Annotated in this window: 17 protein-coding genes; 5 read left to right on the top strand and 12 right to left on the bottom strand. The window is 53.9% G+C overall.

From position 1 onward, the window contains the following. Nucleotides 1-73: 73 nt before the first annotated feature. From dnaK to purB, 3 genes are all read right to left on the bottom strand, one after another. Complete coding sequence (dnaK, locus tag BMY01_RS04515) at nucleotides 74-2,008, bottom strand: molecular chaperone DnaK (RefSeq protein WP_074744730.1); 1,935 nt, start codon at nucleotides 2,006-2,008, stop codon at nucleotides 74-76. Nucleotides 2,009-2,091: 83 nt separating this feature from the next. Further along, a complete protein-coding gene (gene grpE / locus BMY01_RS04510) occupies nucleotides 2,092-2,673 on the bottom strand; it encodes a nucleotide exchange factor GrpE (RefSeq protein WP_074744728.1) in 582 nt (193 codons plus the stop codon). 125 nt (nucleotides 2,674-2,798) lie between these two features. Next, complete coding sequence (gene purB / locus BMY01_RS04505) at nucleotides 2,799-4,181, bottom strand: adenylosuccinate lyase (protein ID WP_074744726.1); 1,383 nt, start codon at nucleotides 4,179-4,181, stop codon at nucleotides 2,799-2,801. 108 nt (nucleotides 4,182-4,289) lie between these two features. Between purB and BMY01_RS04500 the strand changes: the two genes are divergently transcribed. Next, a complete protein-coding gene (locus tag BMY01_RS04500; protein WP_074744724.1) occupies nucleotides 4,290-4,898 on the top strand; it encodes a glutathione S-transferase in 609 nt (202 codons plus the stop codon). A 51-nt stretch (nucleotides 4,899-4,949) separates the two neighbouring features. Here the strand turns inward: BMY01_RS04500 and BMY01_RS17710 are convergent, their stop codons facing one another. From BMY01_RS17710 to BMY01_RS04490, 3 genes are all read right to left on the bottom strand, one after another. After that, nucleotides 4,950-5,105, bottom strand: coding sequence for a hypothetical protein (locus tag BMY01_RS17710; RefSeq protein WP_175463202.1), 156 nt, complete (start codon nucleotides 5,103-5,105; stop codon nucleotides 4,950-4,952). A 133-nt stretch (nucleotides 5,106-5,238) separates the two neighbouring features. Then, entirely contained in the window at nucleotides 5,239-6,330 is a 1,092-nt protein-coding gene (mnmA, locus tag BMY01_RS04495; RefSeq protein ID WP_074744722.1) for a tRNA 2-thiouridine(34) synthase MnmA, read from the bottom strand. A 1-nt stretch (nucleotide 6,331) separates the two neighbouring features. Continuing rightward, the gene (locus tag BMY01_RS04490) at nucleotides 6,332-6,778 is read right to left on the bottom strand and encodes an NUDIX hydrolase (RefSeq protein ID WP_074744720.1); all 447 of its coding nucleotides are present in this window, start codon (nucleotides 6,776-6,778) and stop codon (nucleotides 6,332-6,334) included. Between the two features lie 261 nt (nucleotides 6,779-7,039). Between BMY01_RS04490 and icd the strand changes: the two genes are divergently transcribed. Both icd and BMY01_RS17300 read left to right on the top strand, forming a co-directional pair. Next, the gene (gene icd / locus BMY01_RS04485) at nucleotides 7,040-8,293 is read left to right on the top strand and encodes an NADP-dependent isocitrate dehydrogenase (protein WP_074744718.1); all 1,254 of its coding nucleotides are present in this window, start codon (nucleotides 7,040-7,042) and stop codon (nucleotides 8,291-8,293) included. Beyond that, nucleotides 8,274-8,471: a hypothetical protein gene (locus BMY01_RS17300; RefSeq protein WP_139176720.1), complete on the top strand. Its 198-nt coding sequence runs from the start codon at nucleotides 8,274-8,276 to the stop codon at nucleotides 8,469-8,471. Before icd ends, BMY01_RS17300 begins: the two co-directional genes overlap by 20 nt. Here BMY01_RS17300 and BMY01_RS04480 read toward each other — a convergent pair. Next, nucleotides 8,451-8,654, bottom strand: a complete 204-nt coding sequence (locus BMY01_RS04480) for a cold-shock protein (RefSeq protein ID WP_011381544.1) — start codon at nucleotides 8,652-8,654, stop codon at nucleotides 8,451-8,453. The genes BMY01_RS17300 and BMY01_RS04480 overlap by 21 nt on opposite strands. Before the next feature lie 280 nt (nucleotides 8,655-8,934). Here BMY01_RS04480 and clpS point away from each other — a divergent pair, with 280 nt between their 5' ends. Together clpS and clpA are read left to right on the top strand one after the other, a co-directional pair. Continuing rightward, on the top strand, nucleotides 8,935-9,243 hold the full coding sequence (gene clpS, locus BMY01_RS04475; protein ID WP_074744716.1) for an ATP-dependent Clp protease adapter ClpS: 309 nt from the start codon (nucleotides 8,935-8,937) through the stop codon (nucleotides 9,241-9,243). 1 nt (nucleotide 9,244) lies between these two features. Then, the gene (gene clpA / locus BMY01_RS04470) at nucleotides 9,245-11,503 is read left to right on the top strand and encodes an ATP-dependent Clp protease ATP-binding subunit ClpA (RefSeq protein WP_074744714.1); all 2,259 of its coding nucleotides are present in this window, start codon (nucleotides 9,245-9,247) and stop codon (nucleotides 11,501-11,503) included. 205 nt (nucleotides 11,504-11,708) lie between these two features. Here the strand turns inward: clpA and BMY01_RS04465 are convergent, their stop codons facing one another. The 5 genes from BMY01_RS04465 to BMY01_RS04445 all read right to left on the bottom strand — a co-directional run bounded on the left by BMY01_RS04465 (nucleotide 11,709) and on the right by BMY01_RS04445 (nucleotide 20,411). Beyond that, nucleotides 11,709-11,927: a dodecin family protein gene (locus BMY01_RS04465; RefSeq protein ID WP_074703726.1), complete on the bottom strand. Its 219-nt coding sequence runs from the start codon at nucleotides 11,925-11,927 to the stop codon at nucleotides 11,709-11,711. A gap of 407 nt (nucleotides 11,928-12,334) precedes the next feature. Beyond that, nucleotides 12,335-14,905, bottom strand: coding sequence for a cyanophycin synthetase (gene cphA, locus BMY01_RS04460; RefSeq protein WP_074744712.1), 2,571 nt, complete (start codon nucleotides 14,903-14,905; stop codon nucleotides 12,335-12,337). Between the two features lie 48 nt (nucleotides 14,906-14,953). After that, on the bottom strand, nucleotides 14,954-17,194 hold the full coding sequence (locus BMY01_RS04455) for a cyanophycin synthetase (protein ID WP_074744710.1): 2,241 nt from the start codon (nucleotides 17,192-17,194) through the stop codon (nucleotides 14,954-14,956). A gap of 392 nt (nucleotides 17,195-17,586) precedes the next feature. Further along, a complete protein-coding gene (locus BMY01_RS04450; protein WP_074744708.1) occupies nucleotides 17,587-18,066 on the bottom strand; it encodes a cyanophycin metabolism-associated DUF1854 family protein in 480 nt (159 codons plus the stop codon). Continuing rightward, a complete protein-coding gene (locus BMY01_RS04445) occupies nucleotides 18,063-20,411 on the bottom strand; it encodes a cyanophycin metabolism-associated ABC transporter (RefSeq protein WP_139176717.1) in 2,349 nt (782 codons plus the stop codon). The genes BMY01_RS04450 and BMY01_RS04445 overlap by 4 nt, the downstream gene beginning before the upstream one ends. Nucleotides 20,412-20,472: the final 61 nt, after the last annotated feature.

The following is a 20,472-nucleotide window of genomic DNA, read 5'->3' as shown; positions in this document are numbered from 1 at the left end:
TGAACCTTTCCCGCACCGCTGCGCTTAGAATGTCTTGATGCTTTTTTGGCTGTGCTTTTTACTGCTTGCAGACTTACTTCTTGTTTTTTACTTCCTCGAACTCTGCATCGACAACTTCTCCTTCGACAGGTTTTTCGGTCCCGCCGCTCTGGCCGGAAGGTTCCTCACCGGGTCCGGCCTGTGGGCCCTGCCCCTGTGAATACATCTTTTCCGCCAATTTATGCGAAGCCTCGGCCAATGCCTGGGTTTTGGCTTCGATGGTTTCCTTGTCGCCGGACTTCAAAGCATCTTCCGCCTCTTTCAGTGCTGCCTCTATCTTGGATTTTTCCTCATCGGCCAGTTTATCCCCATGCTCCTTCATGGTTTTCTGCACAGAGTGGATCATCGCATCACACTGGTTGCGGGCTGTGACCAATTCCATCGCCTTATGGTCTTCCTCGGCATGGGCTTCGGCATCCTTGACCATGCGCTGCACTTCCTCTTCCGACAGGCCGGAACTCGCCTGAATCTTGATCTTGCTTTCCTTGCCTGTGGCCTTGTCCTTGGCTGACACATGCAGTATGCCGTTCGAGTCGATATCGAATGTCACCTCGATTTGCGGCATGCCGCGCGGAGCCGGCGGGATATCGGCCAGGTTGAATTGGCCCAGGCTCTTGTTGCCGGATGCCATCTCGCGCTCGCCTTGCAGCACGTGAATGGTTACGGCAGTCTGATTGTCATCCGCGGTGGAAAAAACCTGTTGCGCCTTTGTCGGGATAGTCGTGTTCTTCTGGATCAGCTTGGTCATCACGCCGCCCAGCGTTTCGATACCCAGCGACAACGGCGTCACATCCAGCAGCAGCACATCCTTCACCGCGCCCTGCAGCACGCCGCCCTGGATCGCTGCGCCCACGGCTACCGCCTCGTCAGGGTTCACATCCTTGCGAGGCTCTTTGGCGAAAATTTCCTTGACCTTTTCCTGTACCTTGGGCATGCGGGTCTGCCCCCCCACCAGGATAACGTCGTCGATATCGGAAACTTTTATACCCGCATCCTTGATGGCGATACGGCAGGGCTCCACTGTGCGCGTGATCAAATCTTCCACCAGGCTTTCCAGCTTGGCGCGCGTGATTCTTACCGCGAGATGCTTCGGGCCGCTGGCGTCCGCCGTGATGTATGGCAGATTGACCTCGGTTTGCTGGCTGGAAGAGAGTTCGATCTTGGCTTTTTCCGCGGAATCCTTTAACCGCTGCAAAGCAAGCATATCCTTCTTAAGATCGATACCGTTTTCCTTTTTGAACTCATCCACCAGATACTCGATGATGCGAGCGTCGAAATCCTCGCCGCCCAGGAAGGTGTCGCCATTGGTCGCCAGCACTTCAAACTGATGCTCGCCTTCGACTTCTGCAATTTCGATAATGGAAATATCGAATGTTCCGCCCCCCAGATCGTACACGGCAATCTTGCGATCTCCTTCCTTTTTATCCATTCCGAAAGCAAGCGCGGCTGCGGTCGGCTCGTTGATGATACGCTTGACTTCGAGTCCCGCGATGCGGCCTGCGTCTTTTGTGGCCTGCCGCTGGGAATCGTTGAAATAAGCCGGAACGGTAATGACGGCTTCGGTCACGGGTTCACCCAGATAATCCTCCGCCGTCTTTTTCATCTTCATGAGCACTTGTGCCGACACCTCGGGCGGCGCGACTTTCTTGCCGCGCACCTCAATCCATGCATCGTTGTTGTCGGCTTTGATGATGGTGTAAGGCACCATTTTGATGTCCTTTTGCACCATCTCCTCGTTAAAGCGCCGACCGATCAGGCGTTTCACCGCGAACAAGGTATTTTTCGGATTGGTAACCGCCTGACGTTTGGCAGACGCGCCCACTAGAATCTCGCCATCTTCCGTGTAGGCCACAATGGAAGGCGTGGTGCGCGCCCCCTCGGAGTTTTCTATCACCTTGGGTTTGCCGCTTTCCATGACGGCGACACATGAGTTAGTGGTTCCAAGGTCGATTCCGATAATTTTTCCCATAATTGATCCTTGTATTAATTAATTCTTGATGTCCGTTGAATAATTCGCTTGTTACCGCTGAAATGGGGATAAAGATCGTGATTTCAAGACTCTTTTCCCTTCGAAACCGAAACCAGCGCCGGCCGGATAACACGGTCATTCAGCACATACCCTTTCTGCATAACCTGCACTACGGTGTTGTGCGGAAGCTCGGACTCCACCATGCACATGGCCTGGTGCAAATGCGGATCGAATTTTTCACCCTGGGGACTGAGCTGCTTGATATTGAACTTGGCGAAAGTCGCAGTGAGCTGCTTGAGCGTCAATTCCATGCCGCTTTTAAAATTCTCGACTGTTGCATTCTCCACCGCCAATGCAGCTTCCAGGCTGTCCATGACCGAGAGCAATTCAGTGGAAAAATTTTCAATAGCGTATTTGTGCGCGTTGGTGACGTCCATCTGGGCGCGCTTTCTTATGTTCTCGCCCTCAGCCTTGGCGCGAAGCCATGCATCATAATGTTCCGCTGCATCGAGTTCGGCTTTTTTCAGTAACTGCTCCAGGCTGGGCATGGCTTCGCCCTCCTGCTCGGGCATCTTGGCCTTGTTTTCCCCGGTTTCCTGTACACCGCTTTCGCTTGTTACGGTCAGTTCGGGCTGGTCTGGTTGAGGTCGGTTTTCTTCTGTCATGGCTTTCTCCTGATTTTCTATCCCTAAACATATCGGGATGGTTTCTCGAATTTCAAGCCCAAAATTTTCAGGGCTCTATGATGTGTGCAGGGGACAGCTTGATAGAAAAGGAAAGGACGCAAGAATCAGTATTCCGTGCTGATTTTTCTCGCTAATGCAGCAGCATTCCCCAGGTATGTTTCGGGTCTCATTTCAAGCAATCGTTTTTTTTCTGCATCCGGAAGGGCGAGACTGTCAATAAACTGATGGAGCGCGGCCTGGGTGATGCCGCCTTTGCCGCGGGTCAGTTCTTTCAACCGCTCGTATGAATCCGGCATGCCGTGGCGACGCATCACCGTCTGAATGGGCTCGGCCAGCACTTCCCAGGCAGTTCTCAAATCCTCCTCGAGACGGCCTGGGTTGATTTCCAGTTTGTCCAGGCCCCTGCTGCAGGAATCATATGCCAGTAAAGTGTGCCCTAGTGCCACACCCATGTTACGCAGCGCAGTGGAGTCTGTAAGATCTCGCTGCCAGCGTGATATTGGCAGTTTCTCGCTCAAGTGCCGCAGGAGCGTGTTGGCAATCCCGAGATTGCCTTCGGAATTTTCAAAATCTATCGGATTGACCTTGTGCGGCATGGTTGAGGAACCGACTTCATCTTTCCGGGTTTTTTGCTTGAAGTAGGCTAGCGAAATGTATCCCCACATATCACGGTTGAAATCCAGCAGGATCGTGTTGATCCTGGCATAGGCGTCGAACAGCTCAGCTACGGTGTCGTGCGGTTCTATCTGGGTGGTATAAGGATTGAATTCCAGGCCGAGCTTTTCCACAAAATCCTGCGCGAATTTCTCCCATTCAAAGTCGGGATAGGCTGCCAGATGGGCGTTGTAATTACCCACGGCGCCATTGATTTTTCCGAGAATAGCCACCTGCGCTAGCTGCCGGCGTCCCCGTTGCAGACGATAAGCGAAGTTGGCGAACTCCTTGCCCACCGTCGTCGGCGTGGCAGCCTGCCCGTGAGTGCGCGCAAGCATGGGCACTTCGGCCAGCTCGCGCGCAAGCCGGACCAGCCTGCCAATGATGTTATCCAGCGCCGGCAACATGATGTCATCGCGGCTGTGCATCAGCATCAATCCATGGGAAAGATTGTTGATGTCCTCTGAAGTGCAGGCAAAATGAATGAATTGCTCGATTCTGCCAATCTCGGCATTTCCCGTTAACTGCTTGCGAAGCCAGTATTCCACGGCTTTCACGTCATGATTGGTGCGCGCCTCGATGAGTTTGACCGCTTCGCCATCCCTTTCGGAAAAATCCGTTATCAGAGCATCGAGCTGCGCAAGCGTATCTGCGGATAGCGGCAGTGCTTCAACAATCGCGGAGGCCCGGCTCAGTGCCTTGAGCCATTCGATCTCAAGCTGGACGCGGTAACGGATCAGCGCGAATTCGCTGAAATAGGCCCTCAGCGCATCGACTTTGCCGTGATAGCGGCCATCAAGAGGAGAGAGTGCGGTGAGAAAGGATGAATTCATAGCTTGGTTTCCGGCGAAATTTTAACACAGGTGGGCTTCGGTCCCGTTATGCCATGCAGTGCGGAAAGCCGATATAATGCGCGCTGACCACTCTCTTCAAGATTTGCCATGAAGCTTATTGGATCGCTTACCAGCCCCTACGTACGCAAGGCACGTATTGTCCTCGCCGAAAAGCACGTTGGTTATACCTTCGAACTGGATGTCCCGTGGAACGATGATAGCCAGGTACCCGACTACAATCCGCTCGGCAAGGTGCCAGTGCTGATCATGGATGACGGGACGAGTGTGTTCGATTCACGCGTGATCGTCGAGTATCTCGACAGTGTCAATCCCGTATCGCGCCTGATCCCGGACGGCAATCGGCGGCGCATCGCGGTAAAACGCTGGGAAGCGCTGGCGGACGGTATCTGTGACGCCGCCGCCGCAATTTTCCTGGAGCGCAAGCGCAGCAAGACGCAGCAAAGCGGACAGTGGATTTCCCGCCAGCAGAAAAAGGTTGAGGGAGGCCTCGAAGCGGCGGCAAGGGAGCTTGGTGACAGAAAATGGTGCGATGGAAATGCCTATTCACTGGCTGACATCGCGTTGGGTTGCGCGCTGGGCTATCTTGCCTTCCGGTTTCCGGAGATCAAGTGGCGGGAGAATTTTCCCAATCTTGCGGATCTTTCCGACCGTCTGGAAAAACGGTCTGCGTTCATGGAAACTGCCCCACAGGATTGACAGCGATATTGCCATGATGGCCCATACCCATGGAAAATGATATAGGGTCTGCTAACACTTGTTTTGCGCCACAGATTCCATAGCTATATAGGTATAGGTATAGGTATAGGTATAGGTATAGGTATAGGTATAGGTATAGGTAGTAGCCTGACGGGTGGAAACGGGAAGTCGCAATCCATCAGAATTCGATGGATTAGGCTGCTTCATTCATCCTACCCCTACCACCTCTGCTCCACCTATCCTGCCTCTGTGCAAACGAAAGGTGACAGGGAGATAACGCGCAGATTCCAGAAAGTCAGCATGTGTGTCCGTCCATTGGCCGTTTTAGCTGCTTTCCCTCTCAATCATCCTGCGTAGCGGCAATTACACCTCCCCCCAGGCACACCTTGCTTTCGTACACCACCACTGACTGCCCTGGCGCCACGGCCCACTGCGGTTGGGCGAACTCGATTTCGCATTTATTACGATCAAGGTAAGTGATCGAACAGGGAGCGTCCGATTGGCGATAACGGATTTTGGCCGCGTACACCCAGTTGCAGCGAGGCATCTTGCCGCTCACCCATGTCAGGTCGGTTGCGGTAAGCGCGGGCCTGAGCAGGTCGGGATGATCGTGGCCCTGTACTACCGTCAGGATGTTCCGCTTCACGTCCTTTTCCGAAACAAACCACGGCTCGCCGTCACCCCCCCTTGTTCCGCCTATGCCCAATCCCTGCCGTTGCCCAATGGTGTAATACATAAGACCGGCATGCCTGCCCATGACATCCCCGGAAGGCGTCCGGATTTCGCCTGGATCGTTCGGCAAATAGCGGTTGAGAAATTCCCGAAAAGGCCGTTCGCCGATAAAACAGATGCCGGTGCTGTCCTTCTTGGAGAAATTGGGCAGCCCGTGGTCTTTCGCGATGCTTCGCACATCGCGCTTATATAGATGCCCGATGGGAAACAGTGTCCTGGACAACTGCGCTTGGTTGAGCCGGTAGAGAAAATAACTCTGGTCCTTCGTTCCATCCTCACCCTTGAGCAACTGGAATACGCCATCCGTATTGCGCACCTGGGCATAATGGCCTGTCGCAATATAATCCGCACCCAGCCCCGCCGCATGATCCAGAAACGCCTTGAACTTTATCTCCGCGTTGCATAGCACGTCCGGATTGGGTGTCCGGCCTGCCTTGTATTCGGCAAGAAAATGGCTGAATACCCGCTCCTTATATTCGGCGGAGAAATTTACCGCTTCAAGGGGAATTCCAATAACATCCGCCACTGATGCTGCATCTATCAAATCCTGGCGGGATGAGCAGTATTCATCCGTGTCGTCATCTTCCCAGTTCTTCATGAAGAGGCCGATTACTTCATACCCCTGCTGTTTCAGCAACAAGGCAGCGACAGAGGAATCCACGCCGCCGGACATTCCGACAACTACCCGTGCTTTGCTCATTTCAAGCCAGATGAGTAAGGATGTCGAGCGGACACCCCTTCCCCGCCAGATGGTCTTCGATGCATTTCATGACGAGTGGGCTACGGTGGCAATAGGTCATGCTGCGGATTTCATTGATATCAAACCAGTCAGCGCGTACGATGCCTGCATCCAGGTCACGGCCGGGATCGTGGTCGCTCACTGAACCGGAAAAAGCAAAGCGTATGAATGTCGTATCTTCCGCCGGGGAATGCCAGTGGTAAATGCCGAGTACGGATTGGGGGACAAACATGTAGCCCGTCTCTTCCAGAGTTTCCCGTATCGCGCCATGGATGATTGACTCCCCCGGCTCCAGATGACCCGCCGGTTGATTAAACAACAAGCCGCTACTGGTTTGCTCTTCCACCAGAAGATATTGCCCGTCTTTCTCCACCACTGCTGCCACTGTCACATTGGGTTTCCAGATCATGATTTCGTTATTTCAAGCGTTTTAATTATCAAATAGCGGAACGGATACAACCGGATACGGGCGCGAAATGTCATCCTCCTATTATAAGGTAAGCCGTCCCGCTGCTGCCGTCTGTAACGCTTTCAGGATATATCGGGAAAACCGGCGGGCAAAAGCAAGCGCTTCTATCCGAAACGCGGTTAAAATATAGGAATTTTGCCGATCCGGTTCCGGCTTGTTCCGGATTATGGAACCAAGCCCAGCTCAACAAATGGAGATAGCATGTATCAGCACATCAGCATACCAGCGGAAGGCTCAAAAATCAGCGTAAATGCGGATTATTCCCTGAATGTGCCGGACAATCCGGTCATACCCTATATAGAAGGCGACGGAATCGGGGTGGACATTACGCCGGTAATGAGGAAGGTGGTGGATTCCGCTGTAGTAAAGGCTTATGAAGGCGAACGCCGGGTTTCCTGGATGGAAATCTATGCCGGAGAGAAATCGACGCGTATTTACGGCGAAAATGTCTGGCTACCCGAGGAAACCCTGCAAGCGGCGAAAGAGTATGTAGTTTCGATCAAGGGCCCGTTGACCACACCGGTGGGAGGCGGAATCCGCTCCATCAATGTCGCTTTGCGCCAGGAACTGGATTTGTATGTATGCCTTCGCCCTGTTCGCTATTTTCAGGGAGTACCTAGTCCCTTGAAAAACCCGGAAAAAACCGACATGGTCATTTTTCGCGAGAATTCGGAGGACATTTATGCCGGTATTGAATGGGAAGCCGGGTCGGAGGATGCGAAAAAAGTTATCGATTTTCTAATGAACGACATGGGTGTCACCAAGATACGCTTTCCCCAAACCGCAGGGATCGGCGTGAAGCCGGTATCCCGCGAAGGTACCGAGAGGCTGGTACGCAAGGCAATTCAATATGCGATAGATAACGGACGGCGCTCGGTAACACTGGTGCACAAAGGCAACATCATGAAATTTACCGAGGGTGCGTTCAAGAACTGGGGCTATCAGCTTGCAGCAAAAGAGTTTGGGGCAAGCCTGCTCGACGGCGGACCGTGGATGAAGCTGCCCGAGGATAAAGGCGGTATAGTGATCAAGGATGTGATCGCCGACGCTTTTCTTCAGCAGATTCTGCTGCGGCCGGAGGAATACGATGTCATCGCCACGTTGAATCTGAACGGCGATTATGTTTCCGATGCTTTGGCCGCGCAGGTGGGCGGCATCGGGATCGCTCCCGGCGCAAACATGAGTGACTCGATAGCCATTTTCGAGGCGACTCATGGAACCGCCCCCAAGTATGCCGGCAAGGATCAGGTTAATCCAGGCTCCATCATTCTGTCCGCGGAGATGATGCTGAGGCATATGGGCTGGGCGGAAGCCGCTGATCTCATCACGCGGTCAATGGAAAAAACCATTCAGGATAAAACCGTAACTTATGACTTCGCTCGCCTGATGGCTGGTGCGCAAAAAGTCTCCTGTTCGGCATTCGGGCAGGCACTGGTTGAAAACATGGCAGCCTGAGGGACGGAAGGGGACGAAAGTGCAAGAAAGCGTGATGCTGCTTGAGCTTATCCTCGAAAAGAAAAAGCCCCTTGCTGATTTACAGCAAGGGGCTTTGTATAATTCTGTGATGGATCACATGCTGCTCAGCGCGCTCGCACGCCCCGGCATGAAATCTTTAAGCAGACTGAATATTTGATGCTTGCTTGCCCTTCGGACCTTGGGTAACCTCAAACGTTACTTTTTGACCTTCTTTGAGGGTTTTGAACCCGGACATATTGATTGCGGAAAAGTGTGCGAATAAATCCTCGCTTCCATCATCGGGTGTAATGAAGCCAAAACCCTTTGAATCGTTGAACCATTTTACTGTACCAGTTGCCATTATTGCTTCCTATAAATAAAACCGGGCCGGAAACCCGAACACTGTTTGAGTTTCAAGACCGCAAAACGGCTGTAACCGGTGCTGCAGAGAACTTGAAGCCAAACGCCAAGAACTGTTTTACGCAAATCCATTGTTCAAGTCAAGTAGTCCGCCCCGTTATTTGGTAGAAATGCAGCAGAAAATTTTCTAAAAGGTACTTGAATATTTCAGCGCAATCATCAAATATAAAGATTGGAAGTGGTTATATTTCCGTTTTAATTGAAGGCAAGAATACAGAATCATGGCTGCAGGAAATCATGGTGAGGTTGTACTTGAGGCTAAAAAGAGTAAACTCAAGCCGCCGCCAATGTTCAAGGTTATTTTGCTGAATGATGACTTCACGCCGATGGATTTCGTGGTGACTGTATTACAGACTTTTTTTTCCATGAACCGAGAACAGGCGACACAAATCATGCTCAAAGTCCATATGGACGGAGCTGGAGTATGTGGAGTTTATCCCAATGATGTGGCTTCCACAAAAGTCGAGCAGGTGGTTGCATTTGCAAGGCAGCATCAGCATCCGCTACAGTGCGTGATGGAGGAGAACTGAAATGATTGCTCAAGAATTAGAGGTAAGTCTACATATGGCATTCGTGGAATCGCGTCAGAAGCGCCACGAGTTCATTACGGTCGAGCATCTGTTACTCGCCCTGCTCGATAATCCGACTGCCGCAGAGGTATTGCGCGCCTGCTCGGTTGATATGGACGATCTACGCCGGCTGCTGACTGAGCATGTCACCGAAAACACGCCGACCGTGGGAGGGAGTGGAGAGGTAGATACGCAGCCTACTCTTGGTTTTCAGCGCGTTATCCAGCGCGCGATTCTGCATGTACAGTCCTCGGGGAAAAAAGAGGTTACGGGCGCAAACGTACTGGTAGCGATATTTGGCGAAAAGGATTCCCACGCAGTTTATTTTCTTCATCAAAAGGGGGTAACCCGACTCGATGTCGTGAACTATATTTCTCACGGCATCAGCAAAGTTCCGCAGGGAACCAACGCCAAAACCGAAAGCGAAGGTGATACCGAGCAGGAAATGAATGCGGGGGGCGCGCTGGAAAGTTATGCGGTCAACCTCAACGCCCAGGCGCTGGCAGGCAAGATCGATCCGTTGATCGGACGGGAGCGCGAACTGGAGCGCCTGATACAGACGCTGTGCCGCCGGCGCAAGAATAATCCGTTATTGGTGGGGGAAGCAGGGGTAGGCAAAACGGCTATCGCTGAAGGTCTGGCGCGGCGAATTATCGAGAACGACGTTCCCGAGATCCTTGCCCATCATCAGGTCTATGCCCTCGATATGGGCGCATTGCTGGCAGGTACCAAATACCGGGGTGATTTTGAGCAACGCCTGAAGGCAGTGCTCAAACAGTTGCTCGAGAGCTCGAATGCCATACTGTTCATCGACGAAATTCACACCCTCATCGGAGCCGGTGCGGCTTCCGGAGGCACGCTGGACGCCTCCAATCTATTGAAACCAATACTGAATACCGGACAGCTGAAATGCATTGGTGCCACGACCTACAGCGAATATCGCGGAATCTTCGAAAAGGATCATGCGCTTTCGCGGCGCTTCCAGAAAATTGATGTGCTCGAACCGAGCGTGGATGAAACGGTTTCCATACTGCGTGGCTTGAAAGCGCGTTATGAGGCCCATCATGGTGTCAAATATACCGCCACCGCGCTTACGACCGCCGCGGAGTTGTCGGCACGCTTTATCAACGACCGGCACTTGCCTGACAAAGCGATCGATGTGATCGACGAAGCCGGCGCAGCACAGCGTGTTTTACCCAAATCGAAGCAGCGCAAGGTAATCAGCAGGCATGAGATAGAGGCCATCATTGCCAAGATTGCACGCATTCCGGCGCAGAATGTTTCCAGTGATGACCGCAATACCTTGAAGACGCTTGACCGTGACCTGAAAGCAGTTGTGTTCGGGCAGGACAAGGCCATCAACGCGCTGGCAGCCTCGATCAAGATGGCGAGAAGCGGTCTCGGCAATCCACAAAAGCCGGTTGGCTCTTTCCTTTTTTCCGGGCCGACCGGAGTTGGCAAAACCGAGGTTGCGCGGCAGCTGGCCTATGCCCTTGGCATTCACTTGCACCGTTTCGACATGTCGGAATATATGGAACGGCACGCCGTTTCGCGTCTGATCGGCGCGCCGCCGGGGTATGTCGGGTTTGATCAGGGTGGCTTGCTCACCGAGGCTATCATCAAGCAACCCTATTCCGTGCTGCTGCTGGACGAAATTGAAAAGGCGCATCCCGATATTTTCAATATCCTGCTGCAGGTGATGGATCACGGCACATTGACGGACAATAACGGCCGCAAGGCGGATTTCCGTAATGTCGTCATCATCATGACGACCAATGCCGGAGCGGAAGCCTTGAGCAAGGCTACCATGGGCTTCACCAAGGCCGCCCAGGCAGGTGACGAGATGGCTGATATCAAGCGGATGTTTACACCTGAGTTCCGCAATCGGCTGGATGCGATCATTTCCTTTGCGCCGCTAGACAGAGAAGTGATCCTGCGCGTAGTGGATAAATTCCTGATGCAGCTTGAAGCACAGTTGCAGGAGAAGAAAGTGGATGCGATATTCACCGATGCACTGAGAGAGTATCTTGCCATTAATGGTGCGGATCCCCTCATGGGCGCACGGCCGATGGCGCGTCTCATTCAAGACACCATACGCAGTGCCCTGGCGGATGAATTACTGTTCGGACGTCTGGCCAATGGCGGCAGAGTAACTGTGGATATCGATTCCGATAACAAGGTAAAGCTTCAGTTTGAGGAAGAGGCAGCGGCAGCGATATAAACTCGGTTCTCAGGTTGGAAAACAAAGAAGGCGCGAATTTCCGCGCCTTCTTTGTTTGTCTTTTTTACTCTTTTTACTTTGCCTCGGCTGTTATCCCGATTATTCCTCACGCTGATTTCACCGGATCATCAGGCATCCGGGCCTCCACCCTAACCTTTATGGACTCCCTACGAACTCCTTATACCTCATGAGTACCGGAAGCCGGCTATTTGCCGGGCTGGTATTTAAAAGACAGATTTACCCTCGCACGATAAGCAACCACCTTGCCGTCTTCAACCACCAGATCCAGCTTCACTATTTCAGCAACGCGTAAGTCTCTCAATGTCTTTGATGCTGTTTCCACGGCGTTCTTGGCGGCGTCTTCCCAGGAAGTCGTGCTGGTTCCGATTATCTCCGTTATTTTGTAAACGCTATCTCCTGCCATGACATTTCTCCTCGGACGGGTGAGCAACAAAAACTTGGCGCTGACAAGCCCAGCACCTCTAATGATGTGATTTCAGTTTAGGATAACTTTTGCGGATTGCAACCTGCCGAGAGTTTAAACTGCACACCCTCCCCGGCTCTCCTGGGAAGAATGCGGATTTCGGGAATGATGGAGGGGAAATGGCGACGCCTCTAATTCAGCCCCCAATTCTTCGACAAGGCTGCGTTCGTTCGACCTTGGGCAAGCCTGTCCTGAACTGTGGTCACACTTTCGATCCTTCTTCAAATTCAGAATCAGGGCGAACGGAGAAGAAAGACTCAATGTTGCGTAAAACCGGGGTAAGAAATCCTTGAAACGCCCGGGTCAAGAGGTGTTCCGCGAACTTCGGGGAATCCAGAACGCCCCTATCAGCCAGCTACCACCCGCTTGGTGATGTATCCGAGCGCTTCATCCACCTGATCGATGAGAATAAGGCACAATTCTCCCTCTTTCAGATTGTCAAACGCGGCATCAATGGCTCCGAACTCCCCGTAGATTTCCTTGACGTTCCGGGTGCGTTTCGCCTTTTCCAGCCCCTGCCGCAGCAGGCTCAGTACTTCCCCATTCGCACGTCCCCGCTGGCATTGATCCTGATAAAGCACCACTTCATCAAAAGCATCGCCCAATATTTCCGTCTGCCGCCGAATATCCTCATCGCGTCGATCGCCAGCACCGCTGATAACCACGGACCGACGTTTCGCCGGAATTTTGTCGATCGCATTTACAAGTGCGCGAATCGCATCGACATTATGGCCGTAGTCAGCAATAAGTGTAGCGCCCCGATGAGTGAAGAAATTGAAACGGCCAGGGGCAGTTTGCATGTCGCTGACAAAATTCGCGAGACCGCCGCGAATGATCTGCCAGTCAAGACCCAGCGCCCAACCTGCAGCTACGGCTGCCATGGCGTTTTCAATCTGGAATGCGATCGCGCCATTCTGTGTCACGGGAATGCCTGCGAACGGAAGGCGATATTCGAAATTGCCTTCCGCAGCGACGATTGCATCGCCGTCGACATAAACGACACGTTTACGTTGGGCGCGATGCTTCGCGATCACGGGATTATCCGGATCACGCGCAAAAAAAGTGACCTTGCCAGGGCAATGAGCAGCCATGCCTGCGACAAATGGATCGGCGGCGTTCAGCACTGCTACACCCGTACCGGGCTTCACATTCTGCACGATGATGCGTTTGACGGCGGTCAGGTCTTCCACGGTATTGATGTAGGAAAGACCGAGGTGATCACCGACCCCGATGTTGGTAACCACTGCGACATCGCAACGATCGAAAGCCAGTCCTTCACGCAGCAGACCCCCTCTGGCAGTTTCAAGCACTGCCGCGTCCACATCCGGATGAAGAAGCACTTTTCTTGCACTCTTGGGACCGCTGCAATCGCCGGTGTCGATACGCTGCCCCTCAATATAGACTCCGTCCGTGCTTGTCATGCCGACGCGCAGACCCTGGCAATCAAGAATATTGGCAATCAGTCTGACGGTAGTCGTTTTGCCGTTGGTGCCTGTTACCGCCACTACCGCGATGCGAGCGTCATCACCCTTCTTGAACATGTTCGCAATGATCGCCTCTCCCACCGCACGCCCTTTGCCGAAGGAAGGCTGCAAATGCATGCGCAAACCCGGCGCTGCATTGATTTCGATAATAGCGCCTTGTCCCTCCAAAGGTCTGGATACGCTTTGGCAGACAACATCTACTCCACAGATATCAAGGCCAATCATCTGCGCAGCTTCGACCATTCGCGCCGCAAATTCCGAATGAACTTCGTCGGTAACATCTGTCGCCGTTCCCCCGGTCGAAAGATTCGCATTATTCCTGAGAACTACTCGCGTGCCCGCGGGCGGTACGGACTCGGACGTCAAGCCCTGGGTTGCAAGGTGGGCAAGAGCGATTTCATCCAAATGGATTTTTGTAAGCGCGTTGGCATGGCCCTCACCGCGCCGCGGGTCACGGTTGATCTGCTCCACCAATTCTTCAACCGTATGAATCCCGTCCCCTGCAACCTGGGGTGGCTCACGTCGTGCTGCGGCGACCAGCTTGTTGCCGACTACCAGCATGCGATAGTCGTGACCGGGAATGTAGCGCTCAACCATTACTTTTCCAGTGACTTCAACTGCAACGGCGTACGCTGCTTCCACCTGTTCGCGGCTCACGAGGTTCACGCGGACTCCCCTTCCCTGATTGCCGTCCTGCGGCTTGACGACGACAGGGCTGCCGATTTCACAGGTCGCCACCCATGCATCCTCCGCACTTGTGACCGGCCTTCCGGGTGTGACAGGTACGCCGGCTGCATCCAGCAAGAAGCGGGTAAGCTCCTTGTCCTGCGCAACCGACTCGGCCACGAGGCTGGTGAGACAGGTTTCTGCAGCCTGAATACGCCGCTGTCTGCTACCCCAGCCGAATTGCACCATGCTGCCATCAGTCAGGCGGTGGAAGGGAATGCCGCGGGCAACCGCTGCCCGTACTACTGAACCGGTGCTCGGCCCCAGGCGTATGTCCTCGAAGAGCTCACGCAGACGCTGCAGGGCATCGGCCAGATTGAAAGGAGTATCTTCTATAGCCGCGCTGCACAGGGCTTGTGCAAGATCAAAGGCGAGCCTGCCAACCGCCTCTTCGCTGTATTCCACGACGACCCTGTAGACGCCGGCTTCAAGCGTCGGGGCGATCTTGCTGAAAGCCACCGGACAACCCGCCTGTATTTCCAGTCCGAGTGCAGCGCGCTCGAGCGCATGTGCAAGCATTTCCGCTTCAGGGCAAGATGCGGCTCGAAGCAAATCGATTTGCGGGAATCGTGCGTACAGACGATCCAGAAAACCCGGTATGCCACCCGGCAGGGATTCAGGAGTGTCGCAGGAAACGACTGCCTCTATGGCTGTCTGACGGCTCCACAAATTGGGCCCGCGCAAAGCGCGGAAACATGATACTTGCATCGACAGTTCTCCTAGCGTTTCTTATTCACGCGCCTTAGTGATATGTTTTTACACCTTGCTAAACGCATGGAAGCTTTCAATTCCCGCCCGTATGACGGTCGGGTCGATGCCGAGCGACCATGCCGCGGCTACTGCCGCAAGTATATTTTCCACTTCTAAAGCCGCCTGCCCGTTACATGTAACCGGAACATCGTTCAATTTACTCAATGGCAGTTCACTGGATCCGTTAACAAGGAAAATTTCTCCGTCTCGAACTGTTACCGCCCGTTTGCCTTGAACGCCGTTTATACCTGCGGTACCGTGTAAACAATGCTCTTTTATTACCGGAAGATCGGAATCCAGGCTGAAGTAAATGATTTCCCCATTACACAGCGCAGCCATTTCCACCAGCATCGGCTCCCTGGCGTTGAGCACTGCCGCCCCTGCGGGCACGACTACATCCACTTGGGTACGCAACACGTCGAAGACCTGTTTAGGGGTTTCGATATATTTTCCATAATGACGGGTCAACTCTACATTGGTAACGATGCCGACATGACAGCCATCGTAGGCCAATCCCTCGCGCAGCATGCTGTCACTGCCGTTTTCAAAAACTGCCGCCTCGATTGACCGGTTCATGAGGATGTTGCGCGCTGTCTTCCAGTTGGCCTGGTCGCCTTTTTTCACTTGTCTGCGGTCAAGATAGAAGCCGTCGCTGCATGCCAGACCCGTCTGCTTTCCGGATAGCGCGAGCAGTTGGGCAATGAGATGAGCCAGGTTGGTTGTACCATAACTGCCGGTAATACCTACAATCGGAATGCGGCCGTCCTCGTGGCTCGGAAAAAGGTGCTCGACGATCGCTTCACCGACCGGCCGCGGGGTACCGATAGCGGGCTTGATGTGCATCAGCAAACCGGGTCCGGCATTGACTTCGACAATGGCGCCACCCTGTTCTGCAAGCGGTCGCGCAATATCTGTGGCGACAAGATCGATGCCCGCAATATCCAGCCCGACAACACGCGCCGCCAGCGAGGCTGCTGCCGCCGTACTAGGGTGCACCTCATCGGTAACATCGAAAGCATGGTTACCGTTACGCTGAATGATGACTTCCTGTCCCGCAAGCGGTATTGAATCCGTGGTGAAACCTTGCCGCTGGAGTTCCATTATCGTTACCCCATCCACACTCACCGGATTCAGCGGATGCTCTTCACTTTCTCCCCGCCGGGGATCAGAGTTGATCTGCTGCTGGATCAGTTCGTTTATGGTGGAAATCCCATCGCCAGTAACCAAAACGGAATCCCCCCGGCTTGCGGCGACGAGACGGCCCCCGACCACCAGCAGGCGGTGTTCCGTACCGGGAATATAACCCTCGACCAGGACACCGCTGCCCTCTTCCAGAGCTACCCTATAGGCGGACTCGATTTCTTCACGCTTGCTCAGCTCGATAAAAACGCCGCGTCCATGATTTCCATCACACGGTTTGATCACCACCGGCAGACCGATTTCCTGTGCCGCTTCCCATGCATCCTCAGCGCTGTGAACGATGCGTCCTTCAGGGATGGCGACACCGCATGATTGCAGCAACGCCTTGGTCAGATCCTTGTCGCGCGAGATGCTTTCTGCAATCGCGGGGGTGCGGTCCGTTTCGGCTGTCCAGATGCGCTGGCTTCGGATGCCATAACCCAACTGTACCAGATTGCCCCTGGCAAGAAGGCGAATCGCCGGAATGTTGCGGCTGGCGGCAGCTTCAACAATGCAGGCAGTGGATGGCCCGAGCCACAGCGAATCGACCATGCTGCGCAAACGCGCGACAGTGCCTCTCACATCGTAAGGTTCATCCCCCGGTGAATAATCCATTGCCGCAAGCAGCAATTCCCTTGCCGCTGCGAGAGCATTGCGCGCGACATCCTCATGCCAGGCGCTCACGGCCACCTTGTAGACACCGCGCAGGGATGTTTCGCGGGCCCGGCCGAAGCCGCCGGGCATTCCTGCCAGATTTTGCAGTTCAAGCGTAACGTGCTCGAGAATATGACCGGTCCAGGTACCTTCCTTTAAACGGCGCAGAAATCCGCCCCGCTCTCCATAGCTGCAGCGGTGCTCGATGAGCGAAGGAAGCCAGGAAGACAGGCATTCATAGAAACCGGGAATTGTGTCGGAGGGAAAGTCTTCGAGTTCCCCGATATCGACAATGGCTTCAAGTACGGGACGAACACTCCAGATATTGGGTCCGTTGAGGTGGCGTATTTCAATAAACTTGATATCTCGATTTACCGCTATGTAGTCAGGTTTGGTATCTGCGTAAGCCAGCATAAAGTGAGATTCTCACAAGAAATAAGTTAAGGTTGAACTAACGCGGCTGACTACAATAGGTTTACAACCAGATAAATTAATATGAAAAGCAAATGATTTTTCTCACGAGAGTCTCACTTTCAATACACAGTCCCCATCCGTAAGAAATCAAGCATGGATTATGCCAGCTAAAATAGTCTTTGCAAAACAGTTGTTTGGAGCAGGAAAGGAGATAATTCTGTCGCCATTTGCCGACAATCGGTTTCCCGGTGAAATTATGCCGTTGATATCACGCGATGTTATATGTCTCCTGCCAGCGACAGGCTTTGCAGAGGAGTGCTGGAAGCAGGGAACTGCGAAACGATGCTCCCACTGCCAGCGCAGAAGCAGTACCCTTGTCGTTGTACTTTGAATCAGAGGAAGCGGTCGAGAAGCTTTCGGCTGTGATGATCGAGCGCCGTACGGTCGCGTATCAGGAAGTTGATGTTCTGGCTGTCGGTGATCAGCAAAGCGATTGGAGTCAGGCGGCGAATGTATTCTTCGCCCTTGAGAACGAACGACGTACTGCCGCGGTCGGTTTCAACCCGCCAAGTGCTGGGGGTAGCAAAACTTGAAACTGCCTCGATGCGTTTGATTTCCGGCATGAACTCCCGGTTGGCAAGATCCGTTTCAACATGCTTGCGCGTTTCATCGGGAAGGTCGCTCAACGCATCGATCCACGCCAGCTCATGGCCATCCGCATCGACCAGCGAGATACCGCGGCTGGGAGCGGTAATGGGAAAAGCCCGCACCGGAACCACGCCCTCTCGCACTTCCCCGTTCGCCCCGGTAAATACCAGTCGTCCAAAGGCATTACGGTGCAGGGAGTAGTATAAGGGCGTTTTTTCCGTCATTCCCGGCCCCCTTCGGCCCTTGGCTCCGGGCTCAGCCTACGTAGATCGTCCTCTGTGTCCACATTACGCACTTGCGCCTGGTAAAGCCGGTGATAATGCCCTTCACGCGCCATGAGTTCATCATGATTGCCTATTTCGATAACGCTCCCGCGGTCAAGCACGATAAGCCGGCTGGCATCGCGCAAGGTGGAGAGCCGATGGGCAATCGCGATGGTAGTCCGGCCTCGCACCAGGTTTTCGAGCGCTTTCTGGATCTCTTTCTCCGTGGTCGTATCCACGGAGGATGTTGCCTCATCCAGGATCAGAATACGCGGATCGATTAGCAGCGCCCTTGCAATCGATATGCGCTGCCGCTCTCCGCCCGAGAGCGCCTGGCCCCGTTCGCCGACCAGAGAATCATAGCCGTGCGGCAGGCGGAGAATAAACTCATGCGCATGCGCGGCTCGCGCGGCCGCGACAATTTCCTCCTGCGTCGCGTTCGGTTTGCCGTAGGCAATATTCTCGGCAATGGTGCCGAAAAACAAAAAGGGTTCCTGAAGAACAAGCCCGATATGCTTGCGGTATTCTGCGACCGGAAGCGCGCGTATATCCACGCCATCCAGCAGGATTGCGCCTTCCGTCACGTCGTAGAAACGGCAGATCAGATTGACGAGCGTGCTCTTGCCTGAGCCGCTATGCCCTACCAGACCCACCATTTCACCTGGCTCGATGGTTATATTGATGCCGTGCGTGACTGTGCGGGTACCGTAGCGGAACTCGACATTTCGTAGCTCGATGCGCCCGTCTACAACGGGCAGGTGCACGGGGTGGGCAGGTTCTGGAACGCTGGAAACGTGATCGAGAATTTCGAAGATCCGCTTGGTGCCGGCAGCGGCCTTTTGCGTAAACGAGACGATGCGGCTCATCGAATCCAATCGTACATAGAAACGGCTGATGTAGGTGAGAAAAGCCGTCAGCACCCCTACCGTGATCTCATCTTTTGATACCTGCCAGATACCGAAAACCCACACCACCAGCAAACCGACCTCGGTCAGCAGCACGACCGTTGGCGTGAACATCGACCAGACTTTATTGACCCGGTCATTGACTTCCCGATTGCGTTCATTGGCGCCACGAAAGCGGGTTGCTTCACGCTTCTCCTGCGCAAACGCCTTTACCACCCTCACCCCGGGAATGGTATCGGCAAGCACGCTGGTCAACTCAGCCCAAACGCGATCGACCTTTTCGAACCCGGTCCGCAACTTATCGCGAACGAGATGGATCAACCACGCAATAATCGGTAATGGCGTCAGGGTCACCAGCGCAAGCCACGGTTCGATCGAAACCAGGATAATGGTCGTCATGCCGATCATCAGCACGTCGGTCGCGAAATCGAGCAGATGAAGCGACAGGAAAATGTTGAGGCGATCTGTTTCCGATCCGATGCGCGCCATGAGATCCCCGGTGCGCTTGCCGCCAAAATAGGCGTGCGAGAGTTTGAGCAGATGCTCAAAAGTGGCTGTGCGCAAATCAGCGCCAATACGCTCGGAAACCAGTGCGAGCACGTAAGTGCGCGCCCATCCCAATCCCCAGGCCACAATCGCGGCCCCGAGCAGTCCGGTCAGATAAAACTCAACCAGTTCAACGTCAATCGGCTTACCGTTCTGGTAGGGAATCAGTACGTTGTCCATCAGGGGCATGGTCAGGTACGGAGGTATCATCGCCGCTCCCGTGCTGCCAAGCGTCAGGAGAAAACCGGCAAAAAGCCTCCACTTGTAGGGTCTGGCGAAACGCCACAAACGTAACAGGGTCCAGGTAGACGGAGGTGCGTGCACTTGCTTGCGGCACGCTTCGCACTCCTCCTGCCCCGGAGCCAGTGGGACATCCAGTACCCTGTGACACTTGGGACAGAGAATCTGTACAGGTAAAGGGCGAAACTCCCCTGTCAAGTGATAATGAAGTTGTTCCCGGAAATTATCGATGAGCCGCGTGGCCGCAGCCTCCCTCCCCAACGTGTAGCGCCAGCGTGCGAGCAGCGCGTTCTCATCGAAGAGTTCAAGGCTGCCGACGCCTGCGTGATCACTGCGCACAAGCGTCAGTCCGGGCCGGTAACTCCACTCCTGTAAGGTTGGCCCCGCCTCCGTCCCCCCCTCCGCCTTGACGAGCAGACGTTTATTGGTGACGACTACTAGTCCAGGATCAAAATGCAGTCGGCCATTGAGGTCAGTTTCGAGCCATGCCGCCACCTTTTCTTCCTTGGAAAGTCGGGATTCAACAGCCGCAATCCAGGCAGCCGGCAGAGCAGGCGTCACTGCGGCTGACAGCATGTCATTGGGAGAAATCGGCGAAAGCCCGGATTCCGGCATTACTCTATATAGGGGAAATCAATATCAGATATTCAAAAATAGCGAATAGAGCAGTTCTGTC

The sequence above is a fragment of the Nitrosospira multiformis genome, from assembly GCF_900110185.1.
GTDB lineage: Bacteria > Pseudomonadota > Gammaproteobacteria > Burkholderiales > Nitrosomonadaceae > Nitrosospira > Nitrosospira multiformis_A.
Note: the sequence above shows the minus strand (reverse complement) of the source record. Positions and strands in the feature narration are given on the sequence as shown.

Bases quoted from the DNA above. Each gene is read 5' to 3' on its own strand.
- dnaK (WP_074744730.1), bottom strand. From the start codon at position 2,008: ATGGGAAAAATTATCGGAATCGACCTTGGAACCACTAACTCATGTGTC.
- grpE (WP_074744728.1), bottom strand. From the start codon at position 2,673: ATGACAGAAGAAAACCGACCTCAACCAGACCAGCCCGAACTGACCGTA.
- purB (WP_074744726.1), bottom strand. From the start codon at position 4,181: ATGAATTCATCCTTTCTCACCGCACTCTCTCCTCTTGATGGCCGCTAT.
- BMY01_RS04500 (WP_074744724.1), top strand. From the start codon at position 4,290: ATGAAGCTTATTGGATCGCTTACCAGCCCCTACGTACGCAAGGCACGT.
- BMY01_RS17710 (WP_175463202.1), bottom strand. From the start codon at position 5,105: ATGAAGCAGCCTAATCCATCGAATTCTGATGGATTGCGACTTCCCGTT.
- mnmA (WP_074744722.1), bottom strand. From the start codon at position 6,330: ATGAGCAAAGCACGGGTAGTTGTCGGAATGTCCGGCGGCGTGGATTCC.
- BMY01_RS04490 (WP_074744720.1), bottom strand. From the start codon at position 6,778: ATGATCTGGAAACCCAATGTGACAGTGGCAGCAGTGGTGGAGAAAGAC.
- icd (WP_074744718.1), top strand. From the start codon at position 7,040: ATGTATCAGCACATCAGCATACCAGCGGAAGGCTCAAAAATCAGCGTA.
- BMY01_RS04480 (WP_011381544.1), bottom strand. From the start codon at position 8,654: ATGGCAACTGGTACAGTAAAATGGTTCAACGATTCAAAGGGTTTTGGC.
- clpS (WP_074744716.1), top strand. From the start codon at position 8,935: ATGGCTGCAGGAAATCATGGTGAGGTTGTACTTGAGGCTAAAAAGAGT.
- clpA (WP_074744714.1), top strand. From the start codon at position 9,245: ATGATTGCTCAAGAATTAGAGGTAAGTCTACATATGGCATTCGTGGAA.
- BMY01_RS04465 (WP_074703726.1), bottom strand. From the start codon at position 11,927: ATGGCAGGAGATAGCGTTTACAAAATAACGGAGATAATCGGAACCAGC.
- cphA (WP_074744712.1), bottom strand. From the start codon at position 14,905: ATGCAAGTATCATGTTTCCGCGCTTTGCGCGGGCCCAATTTGTGGAGC.
- BMY01_RS04455 (WP_074744710.1), bottom strand. From the start codon at position 17,194: ATGCTGGCTTACGCAGATACCAAACCTGACTACATAGCGGTAAATCGA.
- BMY01_RS04450 (WP_074744708.1), bottom strand. From the start codon at position 18,066: ATGACGGAAAAAACGCCCTTATACTACTCCCTGCACCGTAATGCCTTT.
- BMY01_RS04445 (WP_139176717.1), bottom strand. From the start codon at position 20,411: ATGCCGGAATCCGGGCTTTCGCCGATTTCTCCCAATGACATGCTGTCA.